Raw genomic sequence first — 17,233 nt, forward strand, 5'->3', positions numbered from 1 at the left:
CCACCCGCCGAGGTGACCGCCGTGCCCCGACCCGCACTCGCCGTGATCGCGTCCACGCTGCGACAGTCGGCCCGCCCGCCGGCCGAACCCGCGCAGAGCGACCACGAACTGCTCGCCGCGTTCGTGGCGGACCGGGACGAGGACGCGTTCCGCGCACTCGTCGCCCGGCACGGCAAGACGGTGCTCGCGGCGTGCCGGCAGGTGCTGGTGGACCCGGCCGACGCCGACGACGCGTTCCAGGCCACGTTCCTCGTTCTGCTCAAGAAGGCGAAGAAACTGGACGGCGCGGCCCCGCTCGGGGGCTGGCTGTTCGGGGTCGCGCACCGGATCGCGGTGCGGTGCCGGGCCGACGCGCACCGCCGGCGGGTGCGCGAGGGCGAGGCCGCGACCCGCGCCCGCACGGCGGCCGAGGGGCCGGACCTGAGCTGGCGCGAGGCCGCCGCCGTGCTGCACGAGGAGCTGAACGCCCTGGCCGACAAGTACCGGTTGCCGCTGCTGCTGTGCAGCGTCCAGGGGCTGACCCGCGACGAGGCGGCGGAGCAACTCGGGACGACGGTCGGGGCGATCCGCGGGCAGCTCGAGCGCGGGCGCGTGCTGCTCGAACGGCGGCTGAAGCGGCGCGGCGTCGTGCTGTCGGCCGGGCTACTAGCGGTGCTGGTGGGGGGCTCTCGGGCGGCGGGAACGTTCCCGTCGCAAGGTCTGGTTAACGCGACGGTGCGGGCGGCCGGCGGGCACGCGGGCGCGGGCGTCGTCGCACTGACCCACGGAGCGTTCCGCATGACAGCCGTTCTGAAATACGCGGCTCTGTCCGCGGCCCTGATCCTCGGGCTACTCGGCACCCCCTTCGCGCTCGGGTGGGGCCGGTCGACCGCGAGCGCGGACGAAAAGCCGGCGGCGAGCAAGGCGCCGCCCGCGGCCCCACCGAAGTCTGATGCGGCCAGGATCAGCGTCAAGGGCACGGTGGTCGGGCCGGACGGCAAGCCGGTCGCAGGGGCGGTCATTCGGACGATGGCCCCCGGCGGGTGGGACTCCCCGACCGCCGTCGAGTTGACAACGACGGACGCGAACGGCGCGTTCGCCGCGACCCTCGACCCGGCGCCCGGCCGACCGGACTTCCGGCAGGTGGTTGCGGCGAAGGCCGGGTTCGGCCCGGACTGGGTCTGGGTCCGCGACCTCACCGCCGCGGCGATCACCCTGAAGTTGGTGGCCGACGTGCCGGTGAAGGGGCGGGTGACCGACCTCCAGGGCAAGCCCGTAGCCGGGACGAAGGTCCAGGTGAGGTCGCTCTCCGTCGCGCCCCCCGATTACTTGAAGAAAGTGTGGGAGGCGTGGCCCCGCGGGCCGGAGCTCGCCATGCGGCACGCTGAGAAGAAGGAGCTGATCGCACCGGTCTCGGCCGGACTCCCGCATGTCACGACCACCGGCGCGGACGGAACGTTCGAGTTCCGCGGCATCGGCCGCGACCGCCTCGTGTCGCTGAGATTCGAGGAGAGCGCGATCGAGACCGTGGGGTGCCGGGTGGTGACCGACCCGGCGTTCGACCCGAAAACCGTGAGCCAGCCGACGCCCGCGACCATGCCCGGCGGGGCGTACACGCCGGGGCCGGAACTGTACGGCCCGTCGTTCACCCACACGGCGAAGCCGTCGCAGCCGGTCGTCGGCACCGTCACCGACGCCGCGACGGGCGAGCCGCTCGCCGGCGTGCAGGTGAACGGAAACGTCCGGGGGCCGCGCTGGTGCGAGAACGGCGCGATGACGAGAACAGACGCGAAGGGCGCGTTCCGCCTGACGGGCGTGGCAAAGGCGGGGGCGGTCGAGGTGGTCGTGTTGCCCTCACCGGGACGGTCGTATCTCGCGGCCAGTACGACCGCGACCGGTAAGGCGGGGCTGACCGAGATCCGGGCGGACGTAAAACTCGTCCGCGGCGTGGTGGTGAAAGGGCGGGTGGTGGAGAAGGCGACCGGCGAGCCGGTGCGCGGGGCTGCCGTCCGGTACACGCCGCTGTCGGGCAACACGTTCTTCACCGCCAACAAATTCGAGCGGTACGTTGAGAGCGGCGGGTCCCACATCACCGACGCCGACGGTCGGTTCCAATTGGACGCGCTGCCGGGCACCGGCATCCTGTTCGCGCAGGGAGAGACGCGAGGGCGGACGCTCCGCATCCCGTACACCCAGCTGCGGGTAGCGAAGGAGGACTTACCGCGCGCGAACTTGTCCAGCCTCGATGTCCTGGGGCCGACGTTCCTTGCCGCCGACCGGCACCTCGTCACCCTGCACAGCCAGTCGGCGTACAAGCTCATCGATCCGAAGGAGACCGAGCCGTCGGTCGAGGTGACGCTCACGTTCGACCGGGGGCTGACGGTATCGGGCACGGTGGTCGGGCCGGACGGGGAGCCCGCAGCCGGCGTGACGGCGTACGAACTGAGCGCTTGCTACGACACCCCGCAGAAGCTGGCAGACGGCTCGTTCACGGCCCTGGCCCTCGAGCCCGAGCACCCGCGGACGCTGCTGTTCGCGGACTCCGCGAAGAAGCTGTCCGCCGTGCTGAAGTTGAACGGAACCGAGAAAAAACCAGTGGCGAAGTTGCAGCCGTGGGGCGGCGTGAGTGGTCGGCTGCTGGACGCCGACGGGAAGCCAGTGGTCGGGGCAACGGCGCACGTTTACGTCAAGAATCAGATCGAGCACATGGCCTTCGGCACGATCGCACGCGGGACTACCGCGACGACTGATGCGGCGGGCACGTTTACACTCGAACTGCCGAGTGGGCCGGCGGGGTACATCGTCTTCTTCACGGAGAAGAACAAGCCCGTGAGGACCGAGTCGCGGGCCGCCCCCGGCGGCACCGTGGTGCGGCCCGGTGCGGTGAGCGATATCGGCGACGTGGTGAAACCGGAATGAGAGCGGCGCGGCGCGACGCGGACTGTGAGGCGATTCGCGCGCCCCGCCTTTATGCTTGCGTCCGTTTCCCGCCCGGCGGGGATGACCTTCGCGGAGGTTCTGCGACGGCCGGAGGAGCACACATGGCGACGCGCGGGGGGCGGGCGGCCCCGGCAGTTCTGATGGCGGCGCGGCGCGCCACCGAGACGGATCGAGAGCTGCTGGACCGCTTCACCGCGGGCGACGACGCGGCGTTCGCGGCGCTCGTCGCCCGGCACACCGGGATGGTCCTGGGCGTGGGCCGGCGGGTGCTGCCGACGGTGCAGGACGCGGAGGACGCCTGCCAGGCCACGTTCCTGATCCTGGCCCAGAAAGCCGGTACGGTCAAGTGGCAGGCGTCGGTCGCCAACTGGCTGTACGGCACGGCCCGCCGGATCGCGGCGCGGGCCAACCGCGCGGCGCGCCGGCGGGTCCGGCGTGAGGCGCGCCCGGCCCCGCCGGACGTGCCCTCCGCCCTCGACCAGATGACCGGGCGGGAGGCGTTCGCCGCGCTCGACGCCGAACTGGACCGGCTGCCGCCGATCTACCGCGAGCCGCTCGTGCTGTGCCACCTTGAGGGGCTGGCGCGGGACGAGGCGGCGGCCCGCCTGGGTGTGCCGCCGGCCACGCTCAAGAGCCGCCTGGACCGCGGGCGCAAGCGGCTCGCCGACGCCCTCGGCAAGAGGGGCATCGGGCTGGGCGCCGGACTGCTGGCCGTCGCCGCCACCTCCCCGGCGGGGGCGTCCCCGCCGCGACTGACCGAATCCGTGCTGGCCGCGGTCCGCGGTTCGCCGCCGGACGCCGTGGCCGCTCTCGCGAGGGAGGTTGCCGTGACCAGTTGGAAACTCAGGGGGCTGCTGGCTGTAGCAGCGGCCGCGGCGGGGCTCGGGCTCGCGCTCGCGGCGGGCACGAACCCCGACCCGCAAAAGCAGACCGATAAGGCGGAGAAATCGGCGACGAAGGCGGACGCGCCGCCGGCCAAGGCCGGCGAGCGAACGGTCCGGGGCACAGTTCTCGGCGTCGACGGGAAGCCGGTCGCAGGCGCCAAGATCTTCCGCCCGGCACTGAAAGGGCCGCGCCTCACGTCGCCGTCCGACATCGTCATGACCGAGGTCGCACGGACGGACGCCGCGGGCCAGTTCCACGCCACCCTGACTGACAAGTCCCCCTACGACTACCTGATCGCCCAGGCGCCGGGGGCGGGCATTGACTGGGTCGAAAGCCCGGCCGGAGAGGTCACGCTCCGGCTGGTACCGGACGTGCCGATCCGCGGCCGCGTCATCACCACGGAGGGCAAACCCGCCCCCGGCGTCAGCGTCACGGCGGTGGGCGTGTACGTCCCGCTGAACGAGAAGCTCGACGACTACCTCACGGGCTGGAAGGCGAGCCTGCACGAGGCCATGTCGTCCCCGACAAAGCGGGTGTACGTTCCGCCCACAGCGATCACCGGGGCCGCCACGACCGACGCCGACGGGCGGTTCACGCTGAGCGGGCTCGGCGGCGAGCGCATCGTCCACCTGGTCGTCGAGGGCGGCGGGACGGCGCGGCAGAACCCGATGGTCATCACCCGCTCCGGATTCGACCCCAAGCCCTACAACGACGTGCTGCTCCGGAAGGAGCACCAGGATCTCCGCGAGCTGAACCACTTCCGCGGGCTGAACGGGCCGGACCCGACGCTCGTGGCCGAGCGCGGCAAGACGATCGAAGGCACCGTCCTCGACGCCGCCACCGGCAAGCCCGTGGCCGGGGCCGCGGTCAGCACCCCGACGGGCTTCGGGGACGCGCTGGCGGCCGTGACCGGGGCGGACGGCAAGTACAAGCTGGTCGGCGTGGCCAAGCGCCCGAAGGGGTACGGGGTCCACGTCCAAATGCCGGGCGGGGGCGGGTACATGAGCTCGTCCGGGACGGCCGCGGACACCGACGGGTTCGCGCCCGTCGCCCTCGACATCAAGCTGGCGCGGGGCGTGGTCGTCACCGGGCGGGTGATCGACAAGCAGACGGGCAAGGGCGTGCGGGCGGGCGTGCGGCTCGCCCCGCTGCCGGGGAACGCGTTCTTCGGTAAGGGGCCGGGTTCCGACTCCTACCGCTCTGACAAAACGATGCGCTCGACCGACAAGGACGGCAAGTTCCGCCTGACCACGATTCCGGGCCAGTCGCTGCTGATGGTGCAGGTATTCGGCGACGAGACGTTCAACGGCGCGCACCTGAACCCGTACCGCGGGGCCGAACCCGACCCGGCGCACAAGGAACTGTTCCGCTACGACCCGGACGATGACACCTGGATGGTGACGGCCGCGGGCGGTTCCGTCGAGTTCCTCGGCACTGAACACGCGGTGCGAGTGGTCGACCTGAAGGAGACCGGTGAGACGGACGTTGAGGTGACGGTCGACCGCGGGCGGACGGGGCGCATTGAGGTGCAGGACGCCGACGGCAAGCCGCTGACCGGGGCGTTCGTCGCGGGAGTGACGGCGTCGTGGCCGATCACCTACAAGCTGCCCGAATCCAGCGCCACGATCTACGCCCTGAGCCCGGACAAGCCGCGGACGATCGCCGTGTACCACCCGGCAAAGAACCTCGGGGCGGTGGCGACGATCCGCGGCGACGAGAAGGAGCCGGTCGTGGTGAAACTGGCGGCGGCGGGCACCGTGACCGGGCGGTTCGTCGACGCCGACGGGGTGGCCCTGGCCGGGGCCGAGGTCACCGTGAACGCCCGGCAGAGGGTGTTCTCCGAACTGTACCGCTTCGCCGTGAAGGAGCGGCCGCAAACGGTGACCGACGCGAAGGGGGGCTTCACCCTGCCGGCAGTCGTGCCCGGGATGGCGTTCTACCTCCAGATTCGCAAGGGCGAGCAGTACTTCGGCGGCAAGCCGAAGCTCGGCCCGGTCACCCTGAAGCCCGGCGAGACGAACGCGTTCGGCGACCGCACGCTGGAAGTATTGCGATAACCCTACGCGAAACGACCTTCCGAGTGCGCGCAGCGAACTGCGGCGACACCGCGGTGCGGCCCGGTGCGGTGAGCGGCGCCGGAGCCGCGGTGGGGAAACCGGAGTGCGCGCTGCGGCCGACCGCGGCCCGGCGCACATGACACGGGTGAGGTCGGTTCGAGGGGCGTGTCATGGCGAAGCAAGGGGCGGCGCTGCTGAAGGCGGCGCGGTCGGCGGAACGCGACGCACCGGCCAGCGACAAGGAGTTGCTGCGGCGGTTCGCGGAGGCCGGCGACCAGGCGGCGTTCGCGGCGGTGGCGGAGCGGCACGCGGGCATGGTGTTCGGCGTGTGCAAGCGGGTGCTCCACTCGCCGGCGGACGCCGAGGACGCGTGCCAGGCGGTGTTCCTGGTCCTGTCGAAGAGGGCCGGAGCGATCCGCTGGCAGGCGTCGGTGGCCAACTGGCTGTACGCCACCGCCCGCAAGGTCGCCCGGAACGCCCGCGTCGCGGCCGCGCGCCGGACCCGGCGCGAGGCGGCCGCGGCGGTGACCGAAGCGGTGCCGCCGGCGGACGCCCGGACCGGTCCGGAACTGCTGGCGGCGCTGGACGAGGAGCTGGAGCGGCTGCCGCCGCGGTACCGCGAGCCGCTGATCCTGTGCTACCTGGAAGGGCTGACGCGGGACGAGGCCGCGACCCGCCTGGGGGTGCCGGTCGCGACGCTCAAGAGCCAACTCGAACGCGGTCGGAAGAAGCTGGCCGACGCGCTCACCGCCCGCGGGTGCGCGCTCGGCGTGGCCCTGCTGCTGACCACGACCTCCTCGGCGGGGGCGTCCCCGCCGCGACTGACCAAGTCCGTGATGGCCGCGGCGAACGGTTCGCCGTCTCCCGCCGCGGCCGCACTCGCACAGGGGGTTGCCGTGACCGGAACACTCGCGCGGACAAAGTTGGCGATACTGGCGGCGGTCGGGGCCGCGGCGCTCGGGTTCGGGGTCGCGTCGGTGCCGGTCGCGGCCGGCCCGCACACACCCGCCGGGACGCGCGGCGAGCCGCCGGCGAGAGCATTGGCCCCTGTATCACCGCAGCAGCCGGTGCGGAGGATCAAGGGGACCGTGACGGGGCCGGACGGCAAGCCGGTGGCGGGGGCGAAAGTGTGGGTGGGCGAGGCCGGGGATCTGATCGCAGCGAACCGCCCGGCCCCGGAGCACGTCGCCACGACCGACGAGGGCGGCCAGTTCGTCATCACCCGGAGGGCGAACGGCGGGCGCGTCTGGGCGATGATCGCGGCGACGAAGGACGGGTTCGGCCCCGGCTTTGATTACACGACCGAAGTGCCCGGCGACGGCACCGCGCTCCGCTGTTCGCTCACGCTGGTGAAGGGCGACGTGAACCTCGACGGCCGCGTCATCGATCTCCAGGGCAAGCCGGTCGTCGGGGCCACCGTCCGGCCGGTCACCCTGTACCGCACCGACGGTTCGACACTCGACGCCTGGGAGGCGGCCGCGCGGCGGAGCACGGCGCAGGCGGGGAGCGGGTTCAATACCTTCTTCCCGCAGTCCTTGCGACTCCAGGACGGCCCGCTCGCGGGGATCAACGCGGTGAAGACGGACAAGGACGGGCGGTTCACGATCACCGGCCTCGGCCGCGACCGGCTGGTCACGCTCCGGGTGTCCGGAGCGGGCATCGCCACGAGCGAGTTCGACGCCGTGACGCGGGCCATGACCACGATCCGGTCGCCGCGGGACCAGTTGGAGTCGCAATACACCCCGCGGACGTACTACGGGGCGAAGTTCGACTACACCGTCGAGCCGAGCCAACCTTTCGTCGGCGTCGTGACGGACGCGGCGACCGGGAAACCGGTGCCGGGTGTAGTCGTCCGCCGGCGGCTGGGCTGGCTAGACGCGACACAGGCCGTCACCGGCGCGGACGGCAAGTACACGCTGGACGGGCTGCCGACCGGCGAGCAAGAGTTGCTCGCCGTCCCGCCGCTCGACATCCCGTACCACCTGCGGGTGTTCAAAGCCGGGCGGTCGGCGAACGACCAGCCGGTGACGGCGAACGTCGAACTGTACCGCGGGGTGTGGGTGTGCGGAACCGTGACCGACCGAGCGACGGGCAAGCCCGTGGAGGGGGTGATCAGTTACCGACCGGGGGACACCCCGGAGACCCCCGGATACTCCCCCCGCGGGTTCGACGACGCGACGTGGTACGGCACCGACAAGGACGGCAAGTTCCGGGTGTTAGCCGTGCCGGGCGAGGGGTACGTGTTCGTCCGGACGTACGGCCGCTACCTCACCGCCGACCAGTTCGACTGGCAGGGGGATCTGAAGGACACGACCCCGCGCACGCTCACCGACTCCGCGCCCGTGGAGATCGCTTCCAACTGGAACGCCATCGCCGTGGTGACGGTCGCCGAGGGCAAGCCGGTGAAAGAGTACGCCGTGACGGTCGACCCGGGGACGACAGTGAAGGCCCGGATCGCGGACCCGGACGGCAACCCACTGGCCGGGGCGAAAGTGACGCAGCGGACGAACTTCAGCCCGTTCGAGGTCGGCCGGGTCGACACCGCCGACGTGGCGTTCGAGCGTGTGAACGCCAAGCGCCCGCGAGAGGTGCTGGTGCTGCACGCCGAGAAGCGGCTCGGCGTGCGGGCGACCACGACGCCCGCGGCAAAGGGGGCGACGGAGATCCGGCTGCAACCGACCGCGACGGCGACGGGGCGACTGCTGAGCGACGACGGCAAACCACTGGCGAACGTGCCGGTCGAAATCCGGTACACGCTGAGCGACGGGTTCGGGTGGAAGGCGACCGAGTTGCACCCCCAGGCGACGACCGACAAGGACGGCAAGTTCGTCGCCACGAACCTGATCGCCGGGGTGAGCTACGAACTCCGGTGGCCCCGCCCGGCCCCGAAGAAGGCGAACGCCTACCACCCGTTCGCGGTGAAAAGCGGCGAGCAGAAAGACCTGGGCGACCTGGGCAAAAAATCCGACGGGGAGTGACCTATGTCAGAGAACCCTTGGGCACCCTATGTGCCCGACGGCAAGCACCCGTGGGACCTGGCGCGGGTGGTCCACCTGCACCGCCGGGCTGCGTTCGCCGGGACCTGGGGCGAGTTGCAGCGCGACCTGAAGGACGGCCCCGAGAAGGCCGTCCGCCGGCTGCTCGACGGCACCGCGAACGCTCGGCCCGCGGCCGACTACGACCACACGGCCCGGCTGCTGTTCGACGCGGCCGAGTCACAGGGCGACATCGGGCGGCTGAAGGCGGGGTGGTTCTACCGCTTCCTCTTCGGACCGCACCCGCTCCGCGAGAAGCTCACCCTGCTGTGGCACGACCACTTCGCCACGGCGAACAGCAAGGTGGCGGACGCGGGGCTGATGCGGCGGCAGAACGAGGCCCTGCGTCAGCACGCGGCCGGCCCGTTCGCGGCGCTGCTGAACGCGGCCGTCCGCGAGCCGGCCCTGCTGCTGTACCTCGACGCACCGACGAACCGCAAGGGGCACGCGAACGAGAACCTCGGGCGCGAGCTGCTGGAACTGTTCACGCTCGGCGTCGGGAACTACTCCGAGGCGGACGTCAAGGAGGCCGCCCGTGCGCTCACCGGCTGGAGCGTGGACGAGGGCCGGTTCGTCGAGGTCCCGGAGCGGCACGACGGTGGCGTGAAGACCGTCCTGGGGCGCACCGCGGAGTTCGACGGCGCGGCCCTCGTGAACCTGTTGCTGAAGCACCCGGCGGTCGCGGACCGCATCGTCGCAAAGCTCGTTCGCCAGTTCTTCGGCGAGGGGGGCGTCCCGACGGACGCCGCGAAGCAGCTCGCCGCGGGGCTGCGCGAGCGCGAGCTAGATGTCGGCTGGGCGGTCGAGACGGTACTGAGGTCGCGGCTCTTCTCCGCTGAAGCGAACATCCGAACGCGGGTGCTGATGCCGGTCGAGTTCGTCGTCGGCGCGGCCCGGGCGCTGGAGCTGTTCGACCCGCCCCCGAGTACGCTGGCGATGGCCGACTGGTCCGCGCGCATGGGGCAGGACGTGTTCGACCCGCCGAACGTGGGCGGGTGGCCGGTCGGTCGGAAGTGGGTCCACGCCCGCAGCCTGATCGCCCGGTCGAACTACGCCGCCGCGCTCGTGACCGGGCCGCATAGCGGGCGGAGCGAGCCCTACGACCCCGCCGCCGGCGCGAAGGCCCGCGGGTTCGACGACGTGCTGACGTTCCACCACCGCCTGCTGTTCGGCACCGACCCGTCGGCCGAGATGCGCGCGCGGCTGGGCAAGCTCGCCCCGCCGAAGCTGGTCATCGCTCTTCTGTCGTCGCCGGAAGCCCAACTGGGCTGAAGTGCGTCTCTCGACCGGGGCCGACGGTTCGGCCCGCGGTCGCCCCCTCGACCGATCCCGAACCTGAGGCCGCTATGCACACCCGACGCTCGTTTTTGCAGTCGTCCGCAGTTCTTGCTCTCGCTCCTACGGTTCCGCTGTTCGTCTCGCGGTCGCTCGCATCCGCGCCCGCGGACAGGGACGCGCGCGTCCTCGTCGTGGTCGAACTCGACGGGGGGAACGACGCGTTGAACACCGTCGTCCCGCTCGCCGACGAGACCTACGCCCGCCTCCGCCCGAAGCTGAAGCACGACCCGAAACGGCTGCGAAAGCTCACCGACTCGATCGGCCTGCACCCGGCTCTCAAGCCGCTCGACAAGTTGCTCGACGCGGGGCGGCTGGCGGTGCTGCCCGGCGTGGGGTATCCGAACCCGAACCGCTCGCACTTCGAGAGCATGGCGCGGTGGCACACTGCCAGCCTCGACCCGGAGGAGCTGACGGGGTACGGGTGGCTCGGCCGGGCGCTGGACCCGAGCGGCGGGAGCCTGTTCGCGGTCGGCGGCGAGGTGTCGCCGGCGCTCCGCGGGCGGCGCAGCTCGGCGGTCGCGTTCAAGCGGCTCGAAGAGTTGCACCTCGCAGACGCGGCGGCGCGGCAGGGCGTGGGGCGGGACACGTCCGAAGACCTGCTGGGCTTCGTGCGGCGGCAGGCGGTGGACGCACACACCGCCGCCGACAAGCTCGCGCGGCTCGCGAGTACCACCAGCGGGCCGTCGTACCCGCAATCGGAACTCGCGAACCGGCTCCAACTGACGGCCCGGCTGATGAAGAGCGGCGTCGGGGCGCGGGTGTTCTACACCCAACAGAGCGGCTACGACACGCACTCGCAACAACAGTTCACGCACGCGAACCTGCTGAGCGAGTTCGCCGAGGCGGTGGCGGCGTTCTTCGCCGACCTGAGCGAATCGAAACTCGCCGACCGGGTGGCCCTGCTCGCGTTCAGCGAGTTCGGGCGGACGATCAAGGAGAACGGCTCGGTCGGGACCGACCACGGGACGGCCGGGGCGTGCTTCGTCGCCGCCCCGAACGTGAAAGCGCCCGTGGCCGGGGCCATGCCGAACCTGACCGACCTGGACGGGGGCGAGCCGAAGATGACGACCGACTTCCGCGCGGTGTACGCGGCTCTGCTCCGCGACTGGCTCGGGCTCGGGGAGAGGCTGGGACAAGGAATTGCTCCCGTCTCGCTTGGGGCGTGGTGACGGGCGGGGGGGCGAAATTGACTCCGGTCTGGCGTCCGGTTGTGTCCTGCACGCGTTGCACGGCCGGGAATGCCAACCATTCGGCGAGCGACCACACGTGATCGGTGAACCCGGCGACCATCGCCGGGGTTTGTGCCCGATAGCGGCCGTCCTCGCATTTGGCGCGTAGGGTCCGCATGTGCCAGCAGAAGTTGTCGCTGAAGTAGCGGAACGCGGTGGCGGCCCGGTGCGTGTCCCAGTCCTTGGAGAACCCGTAACCCTTGCGAACCTTGCGGCTACAGCGGTTCCGGTCGGTCCCGTTGTGCCGCTCCACGAAGCACGTGTTCACCACGGTGCTCACGGCCGGGGCCGCCAGCCCGGCGGCCCCGGTCCCGAACACCACCCGCGTGCTCACCCGCACCACCCGATTGTTCTTCTTCTCCTTGTGGACGGTGGCGTACGTCACCGCCGGTGGGACCACCGTGTATGGGTTCCGAGGGCGACCCGGGCGACCGGTCCGCGGCGGGACGACCACGTGCCCGTAGGCGTCCCGGATGGCCTCCTCGTACACGGGGTACTCGTCGGATGTCATCAGCCGCATCACCCGCCCCCCGGTCCGCCGGCGGAAGTCCCGGACCAGCGCGTGGGTCGCGTCGGCGGTCCGCTTGCCCACCACCACGCTCACCACCAGTCAGCTCTCCGGGTCCAGAGCCACGTGGTCCCAACAGTCCCCCCGTCGGGCGTTCTCGGGGTCGCAACTCTTCTGCTTCTGGCCGACGAAGGCCCACTTCTCGTCGAACGGGACCTCATGGGTCTTGGGGGGAAAAAGCGACTCACTCGTCGTGCCGTTGGGTCGCGTGGTCGCCGGTCAGTCGGATGCACCAAGTGACGGTGTCGGGGTGCACCCCGGTGAACCGAGCGGTCTTGCGGGTGCCGATCCCTTCGGCCACGTGGGCCAGGACCGCGACCGCCGTCGTCGGGGTGCGCCGTGTCCCGAATAGGGGCGTGCCCTTGCGCTCCGAGAACCGGGCCTTGCAGGTCGAGCACCGGAGCATCCGACGGGACTTATTCGGTCCATACCGCGAGGTCGCCGTCAGATTCCCGTGCCCCCGCTTCCCGACGTCGGCACAGCCCGGGTTCTGACAACAGAACGGCCCCAACTCGTCCATGATCCGTACCCTCGGTTCGCACCCCGCCCGAATTGACCGAAATCGTTCTACGCCACGAGGACGCGGTTGTGCAGCGCAAGTAGGTCACCACCGAAGTATTGGTCTTCGACAGAAAGCCGGCGAAATGATATGGAAGGGTGGGTGTCGTTGTCGCTGACGGCAGTCGCAGCACTTGCATGGGACCGCGGCCTGCGGTTCCGGGTGGAGAGCGACTACCTCCCGTGGTCGTGGGTGACCGGTGAGCTGTTCCAGGCGCCCGCCGCATCGTAACCGCATCCCTTCCGGCTGGATGATAACGAAGCTGTCGCCTACGGAATCTCAGGTTGCGAGCGTAATCGGAGGTTCCGTAGACGTTGACACCAGGGAGCCGCTGAACGCGGTTCAGGTTGCCGCTTTAACCAGCGCCAAGATGCCGGCCTTAATTGCCTCGGGCAGCTTCGGCCAATTGGCGACGAGTGTGGCAAGTTCGGGGTCCATCGCCTCGTGCGCCGCTTTCTGCGCCGCCTCGCTTGTGAATTGCTGGTTTTCCGGCAGTTTCTGCGAAGGTTCGATTCCCATCCGCTCCCGCTGAAATCATGTCGCGTCCCCTGGTTCGCGTTCGAGCGCGGGGAAGGGCGGGGGGCCGGCTCCGTTCGGCACACCCCGCACATTCCGATCGCATTCCCCTCAAAACGCACATCCGGCAGTTTTCCCGGCCCGCGTGGGGCCGTCGGTCCCGGTTCGCGTCCCACAGCAGCAACCCACGCCCTGACACATCTCCGCCACAACTAGCGACCTGTTCACACGTTGCGACGCTTTCACTAATCGAAGCCGACAACCCTTCTGCGTTCACCGGGAGCGTTCTCCGGGTTTTGCGGGCACGATTCGGTGGTAGCGGCGACCAGCGAGCGGGTAGCGAATCGGCAGTCCGAAGCCCCGCAGATGTCCAGTCGTGGCCCCATCGCGTCTTTCTCGTGCCTTGTAACCCCCGTTACAGCTCTGCTCACGAGACGCGCCCGAATGGGGCGGTCGCGGTGCCCGCGCGGACCGTCCCCCTATTCACCTGATGGCACCGCGCGCGACCCGACGGCGGAAGAGTGTCGGTAGTGGGGAAGGGCGGTCTGGAGTGTGGCCCGCTCAGACCGAATCCAGTCGTTTCCCGTTCGGGCCGGTTCGGTCTGAAACTCATTGCAACCCGCACCCCCGCTCCGCGGGCGGCCCGGCGATTCGACCCCGCGGCTGTTCGGCGGTTGCGGCCCCGGGTAGACTCCACAGCACAACCAGCACGGCTCGTGCGCGCAGCTCCGAGGGTTCCGCCAGTGGCTCTGAAGAAGTCCGAACTGTACTCCTCGCTCTGGTCGAGCTGCGACGCGCTCCGCGGCGGCATGGACGCCAGCCAGTACAAGGACTACGTCCTGTTCATGCTGTTCATCAAGTATGTGAGCGACAAATACGCCGACAACCCGTTCCCGCCGATCAAGATCCCCGAAGGCGCCCGGTTCAAGGACATGGTCGCGCTCAAGGGCAAGCCCGACATCGGCGACCAGATCAACAAGAACGTGCTCGGCCCGATCGGCAAAGAGAACGGCATCGACTTCGGCGACCTGGACTTTAACGACGCCGCGAAGCTCGGCAGCGGCAAGGAGATGGTGGACCGGCTCACCACCCTCGTCGCCATCTTCGAGGACAAGCGGCTCGACTTCTCCAAGAACCGCGCCGACGGCGATGACATCCTCGGCGACGCCTACGAATACCTGATGCGGCACTTCGCCACCGAGAGCGGCAAGAGCAAGGGGCAGTTCTACACCCCGGCCGAGGTCAGCCGGATCATCGCGCAGGTGCTCGGCATCCGGGACGCGAAAACAAGCGCGAATACGACCGTCTACGACCCGACGTGCGGGTCCGGCTCGCTGCTGCTGAAGGTGGCCGACGAGGCCCGAACGAAGCCCACGCTGTACGGGCAGGAGAAGGACGCCGCCACCAGCGGCCTCGCCCGCATGAACATGATCCTGCACGACAACGCCGGCGCCCTCATCGTGCAGGGGAACACCCTCACCGACCCCAAATTCAAGGACGGCGACGCGCTCAAGACCTTTGATTACGTCGTCGCCAACCCGCCGTTCTCCGACAAGCGGTGGAGCACCGGGCTCGACCCGCTCAAGGACACCTACGAGCGGTTCCAGCACTTCGGCGCCCCGCCGGCCAAACAGGGCGATTACGCGTACCTGCTCCACATCGTCCGCTCGCTCAAGAGCACCGGCCGGGGCGCGTGCATCCTCCCCCACGGCGTGCTGTTCCGCGGCAACGCCGAAGCCGAGATCCGCAAGAAGCTCGTCGCCAAGCGGTACATTAAGGGCATCATCGGGCTGCCCGCGAACCTGTTCTACGGCACCGGCATCCCGGCCTGCATCATCGTCATCGACAAGCAGGACGCCGCCGCCCGCGCCGGCGTCTTCATGATCGACGCCAGCGCCGGGTTCATGAAGGACGGCCCCAAGAACCGGCTCCGCGCCCGCGACATTCACAAGATCGTGGACGCCTTCACCCAGGGGCGGACGATCCCGAAGTTCTCCCGGCTGGTGCCGTTCGAGGAGATCGAGAAGAACGATTTCAACCTGAACCTGCCGCGGTACATCGACAGCCAGGAGGCCGAAGACCTTCAGAACATTGAGGGGCACCTGAAGGGCGGCGTCCCCGAGGCCGACGTCGCCGCGCTCCAGCGCTATTGGGACGTGTGCCCGAACCTGCGCAACGCGCTCTTCAAACCGAACCGGCCCGGGTTCGTCGATCTCGCGGTCGATAAGTCGGAATCCATCAGCTGTGCAGAAATGGAACTCTCCGCGTCTTGTGCTGCTTTATCGCGAAGTGCGGCTAGCGCGTATTAATCTGCAAGAGGCCTTAGCCTCTTGCAGGCTTTGAAACGATCGCCAGTGTAAGTGGTAGTTGCTGCCTCGGGGAAAATCATGGAAAATAAGGGATTTAATGTACTTTGGCACGCCATGAGAGACAGAGTTGTCGCTCCTCAGAATTAAATCAATCGCTCGATGGATCGTGTAATATGCTCAGATCGAGCCTTCAGGAAACCTGCAAAGTCGTCCGATTTGAGAAACGGAATAGCTGCTTCCGGGATCAGATTGCTCTCCATAACATTGAGGAACTCTGCCCCGAGATCGGCCTCCATCTGCGCGACGTAATCGCTTGGCCTGCGATCGGAGATAACCTTATTGTGTTCCGCGCTCAACATGCAGATGTTAGCGAGTGAGTTCGTCAGCTCGGAAGAAATGCCGAGGTTTTTTAGGAACGCTTGCGGGAAGATGTGGTGAAACTCTTTCCGATTGTACGCTGACAGTGCTCGTGCCGTGTCGATGGCGGTACCATTCGTCAGGTTCCGCGGGTGCGCCGAGGCGAGGAGCGCGACGTAACCGTTTGCGATTGCTGCTCCCTTTCGGAATTCGGTCTTCTGAATAGCCGCCGCGGACGGTGCGTTCCCAAAGCCAGTCAGTAGTGCAATGTCTTCAAATGAGTCGATAACGGTTTTTAAATCGTCATCGAACAAACCCTCGCCTCCGCGGCGATATCGCTCGGCGAATGACGTTCGCCAGAACCACTTCCGGAGCACGTCGCGAGCAGCGACGGACAGGCGTGGGCGTTTGCAGAATACATGAGACATGACGACTAGTTGCCGTTCGTAGGGTAGAAATCCTACCGAACGTACGTGAAGCTCATTCGTGAGAAAGTCGACCGCTCGTTTCATTGCCTCCCGCACTTCGGTCATGTTCGCTTGCAATTCTCTATCGGTCTTGCTTCGAAGTTTAAGAATCGTGTCGCGTTTTGCGCTCCCAGAGATATGGGCCGATAATACTTGGAGCATTGCCACCGGGGAAACGTCTCCGTAATCTTTGATAGCAAGGTCTTGAATGCACCCATCAAACTCACTACGCAGGTTGAAATTAGCGCTCCAAGTTGCGGCGATCATTAGGTCGAACACTGTGAGCTTCGTGCCGGTGCTGTTGATCCGCTCGAAGATTAGGGCTACCTGTTCGACGGTCGGTTCCGTGACAGTTACAATTGGGATCGAGTACTCACGGAATGTTTCCAAGAGAACGTCTGCTTTTCCCATCAGATCATCGGCATCATGTCTTTGCAGTAAGGATAGTTGGAAGTTTCGGAACTTTTTTGTGTCAAACAGAATATTCATTCGCAGGTGCGTCGGAAGCGGCGATTCTGGTGTTGGGATGAATGCCTTGTCAGGCGTCGCGTGGCACAGGTCGAAGCAGATGTCGAACACACTGTCGTCGTCTGGGTCACCTTGCCACATCAGAACTCCGTAGATGGTCGTGATCCGTTGTTGACCATCGAGTACATAGTTCTGCGGGTATTGATCCTTTGTGTCAGGCAGCTTGAATCCCCCAATGTCGCGGGCCGCGCTGAGCCGCTCTTTGGTCAGCCAGAATAGCAGGCTGCCGATGGGGTAGCCACGGTACACGCTTTCCAGCAGTTCGATCACCTGACGCTGGTTCCATACGTACTGACGCTGGAAAACGGGGATCTTGATGTCGCCGTCTTCGAGCCGGGTTATCAGCCGGGAGATCCGTTCCGGTTTGGCGTCCGGCGGATTCTTGATGTGGATGGGCACGTTATTTCCCGAAAGGGTACGGTTTTGATGGTGCTATGATCCAGCGCGGGAGTCGCGGCGCCAAGGT

The 17,233-nt window shown here is 68.3% G+C and carries 10 protein-coding genes and 1 pseudogene; 8 read left to right on the forward strand and 3 right to left on the reverse strand.

The window, feature by feature from the left end:
* The first annotated feature begins 21 nt into the window (after nt 1-21).
* The 6 genes from GobsT_RS06340 to GobsT_RS06365 all read left to right on the forward strand — a co-directional run bounded on the left by GobsT_RS06340 (nt 22) and on the right by GobsT_RS06365 (nt 11,927).
* Nucleotides 22-2,898 (forward strand): sigma-70 family RNA polymerase sigma factor, encoded by a 2,877-nt coding sequence (locus GobsT_RS06340; RefSeq protein ID WP_162097337.1) that lies wholly within the window; start codon nt 22-24, stop codon nt 2,896-2,898.
* Nucleotides 2,899-3,020: 122 nt separating this feature from the next.
* Complete coding sequence (locus GobsT_RS06345; protein WP_010034307.1) at nt 3,021-5,861, forward strand: sigma-70 family RNA polymerase sigma factor; 2,841 nt, start codon at nt 3,021-3,023, stop codon at nt 5,859-5,861.
* Nucleotides 5,862-6,031: 170 nt separating this feature from the next.
* Complete coding sequence (locus GobsT_RS06350) at nt 6,032-8,839, forward strand: sigma-70 family RNA polymerase sigma factor (RefSeq protein WP_010034300.1); 2,808 nt, start codon at nt 6,032-6,034, stop codon at nt 8,837-8,839.
* Nucleotides 8,840-8,842: 3 nt separating this feature from the next.
* Entirely contained in the window at nt 8,843-10,168 is a 1,326-nt protein-coding gene (locus tag GobsT_RS06355) for a DUF1800 domain-containing protein (RefSeq protein WP_029600649.1), read from the forward strand.
* Nucleotides 10,169-10,242: 74 nt separating this feature from the next.
* Complete coding sequence (locus tag GobsT_RS06360) at nt 10,243-11,403, forward strand: DUF1501 domain-containing protein (protein ID WP_029600648.1); 1,161 nt, start codon at nt 10,243-10,245, stop codon at nt 11,401-11,403.
* 299 nt (nt 11,404-11,702) lie between these two features.
* Nucleotides 11,703-11,927, forward strand: coding sequence for a hypothetical protein (locus GobsT_RS06365; RefSeq protein ID WP_148087627.1), 225 nt, complete (start codon nt 11,703-11,705; stop codon nt 11,925-11,927).
* 288 nt (nt 11,928-12,215) lie between these two features.
* Here GobsT_RS06365 and GobsT_RS06370 read toward each other — a convergent pair whose 3' ends face one another.
* Nucleotides 12,216-12,551 carry a helix-turn-helix domain-containing protein gene (locus GobsT_RS06370; RefSeq protein ID WP_168217247.1) on the reverse strand — a complete coding sequence of 112 codons (336 nt, stop codon included), beginning with the start codon at nt 12,549-12,551 and terminating at the stop codon, nt 12,216-12,218.
* Nucleotides 12,552-12,617: 66 nt separating this feature from the next.
* Between GobsT_RS06370 and GobsT_RS40415 the strand changes: the two genes are divergently transcribed.
* On the forward strand, nt 12,618-12,821 hold the full coding sequence (locus GobsT_RS40415) for an Imm49 family immunity protein (protein WP_071529229.1): 204 nt from the start codon (nt 12,618-12,620) through the stop codon (nt 12,819-12,821).
* A 111-nt stretch (nt 12,822-12,932) separates the two neighbouring features.
* On the opposite strand, the gene GobsT_RS37555 is transcribed toward GobsT_RS40415, so the two are convergent.
* A complete protein-coding gene (locus tag GobsT_RS37555) occupies nt 12,933-13,109 on the reverse strand; it encodes a hypothetical protein (protein ID WP_010034285.1) in 177 nt (58 codons plus the stop codon).
* 740 nt (nt 13,110-13,849) lie between these two features.
* Between GobsT_RS37555 and GobsT_RS06380 the strand changes: the two are divergent.
* A pseudogene (locus tag GobsT_RS06380) lies at nt 13,850-15,337 on the forward strand (type I restriction-modification system subunit M); the annotation flags it as partial.
* A gap of 221 nt (nt 15,338-15,558) precedes the next feature.
* On the opposite strand, the gene GobsT_RS06385 reads toward GobsT_RS06380, so the two are convergent.
* Entirely contained in the window at nt 15,559-17,166 is a 1,608-nt protein-coding gene (locus GobsT_RS06385; protein ID WP_010034279.1) for a GmrSD restriction endonuclease domain-containing protein, read from the reverse strand.
* Nucleotides 17,167-17,233: the final 67 nt, after the last annotated feature.

The organism is Gemmata obscuriglobus (genome assembly GCF_008065095.1).
GTDB classification, from domain to species: Bacteria; Planctomycetota; Planctomycetia; order Gemmatales; family Gemmataceae; genus Gemmata; species Gemmata obscuriglobus.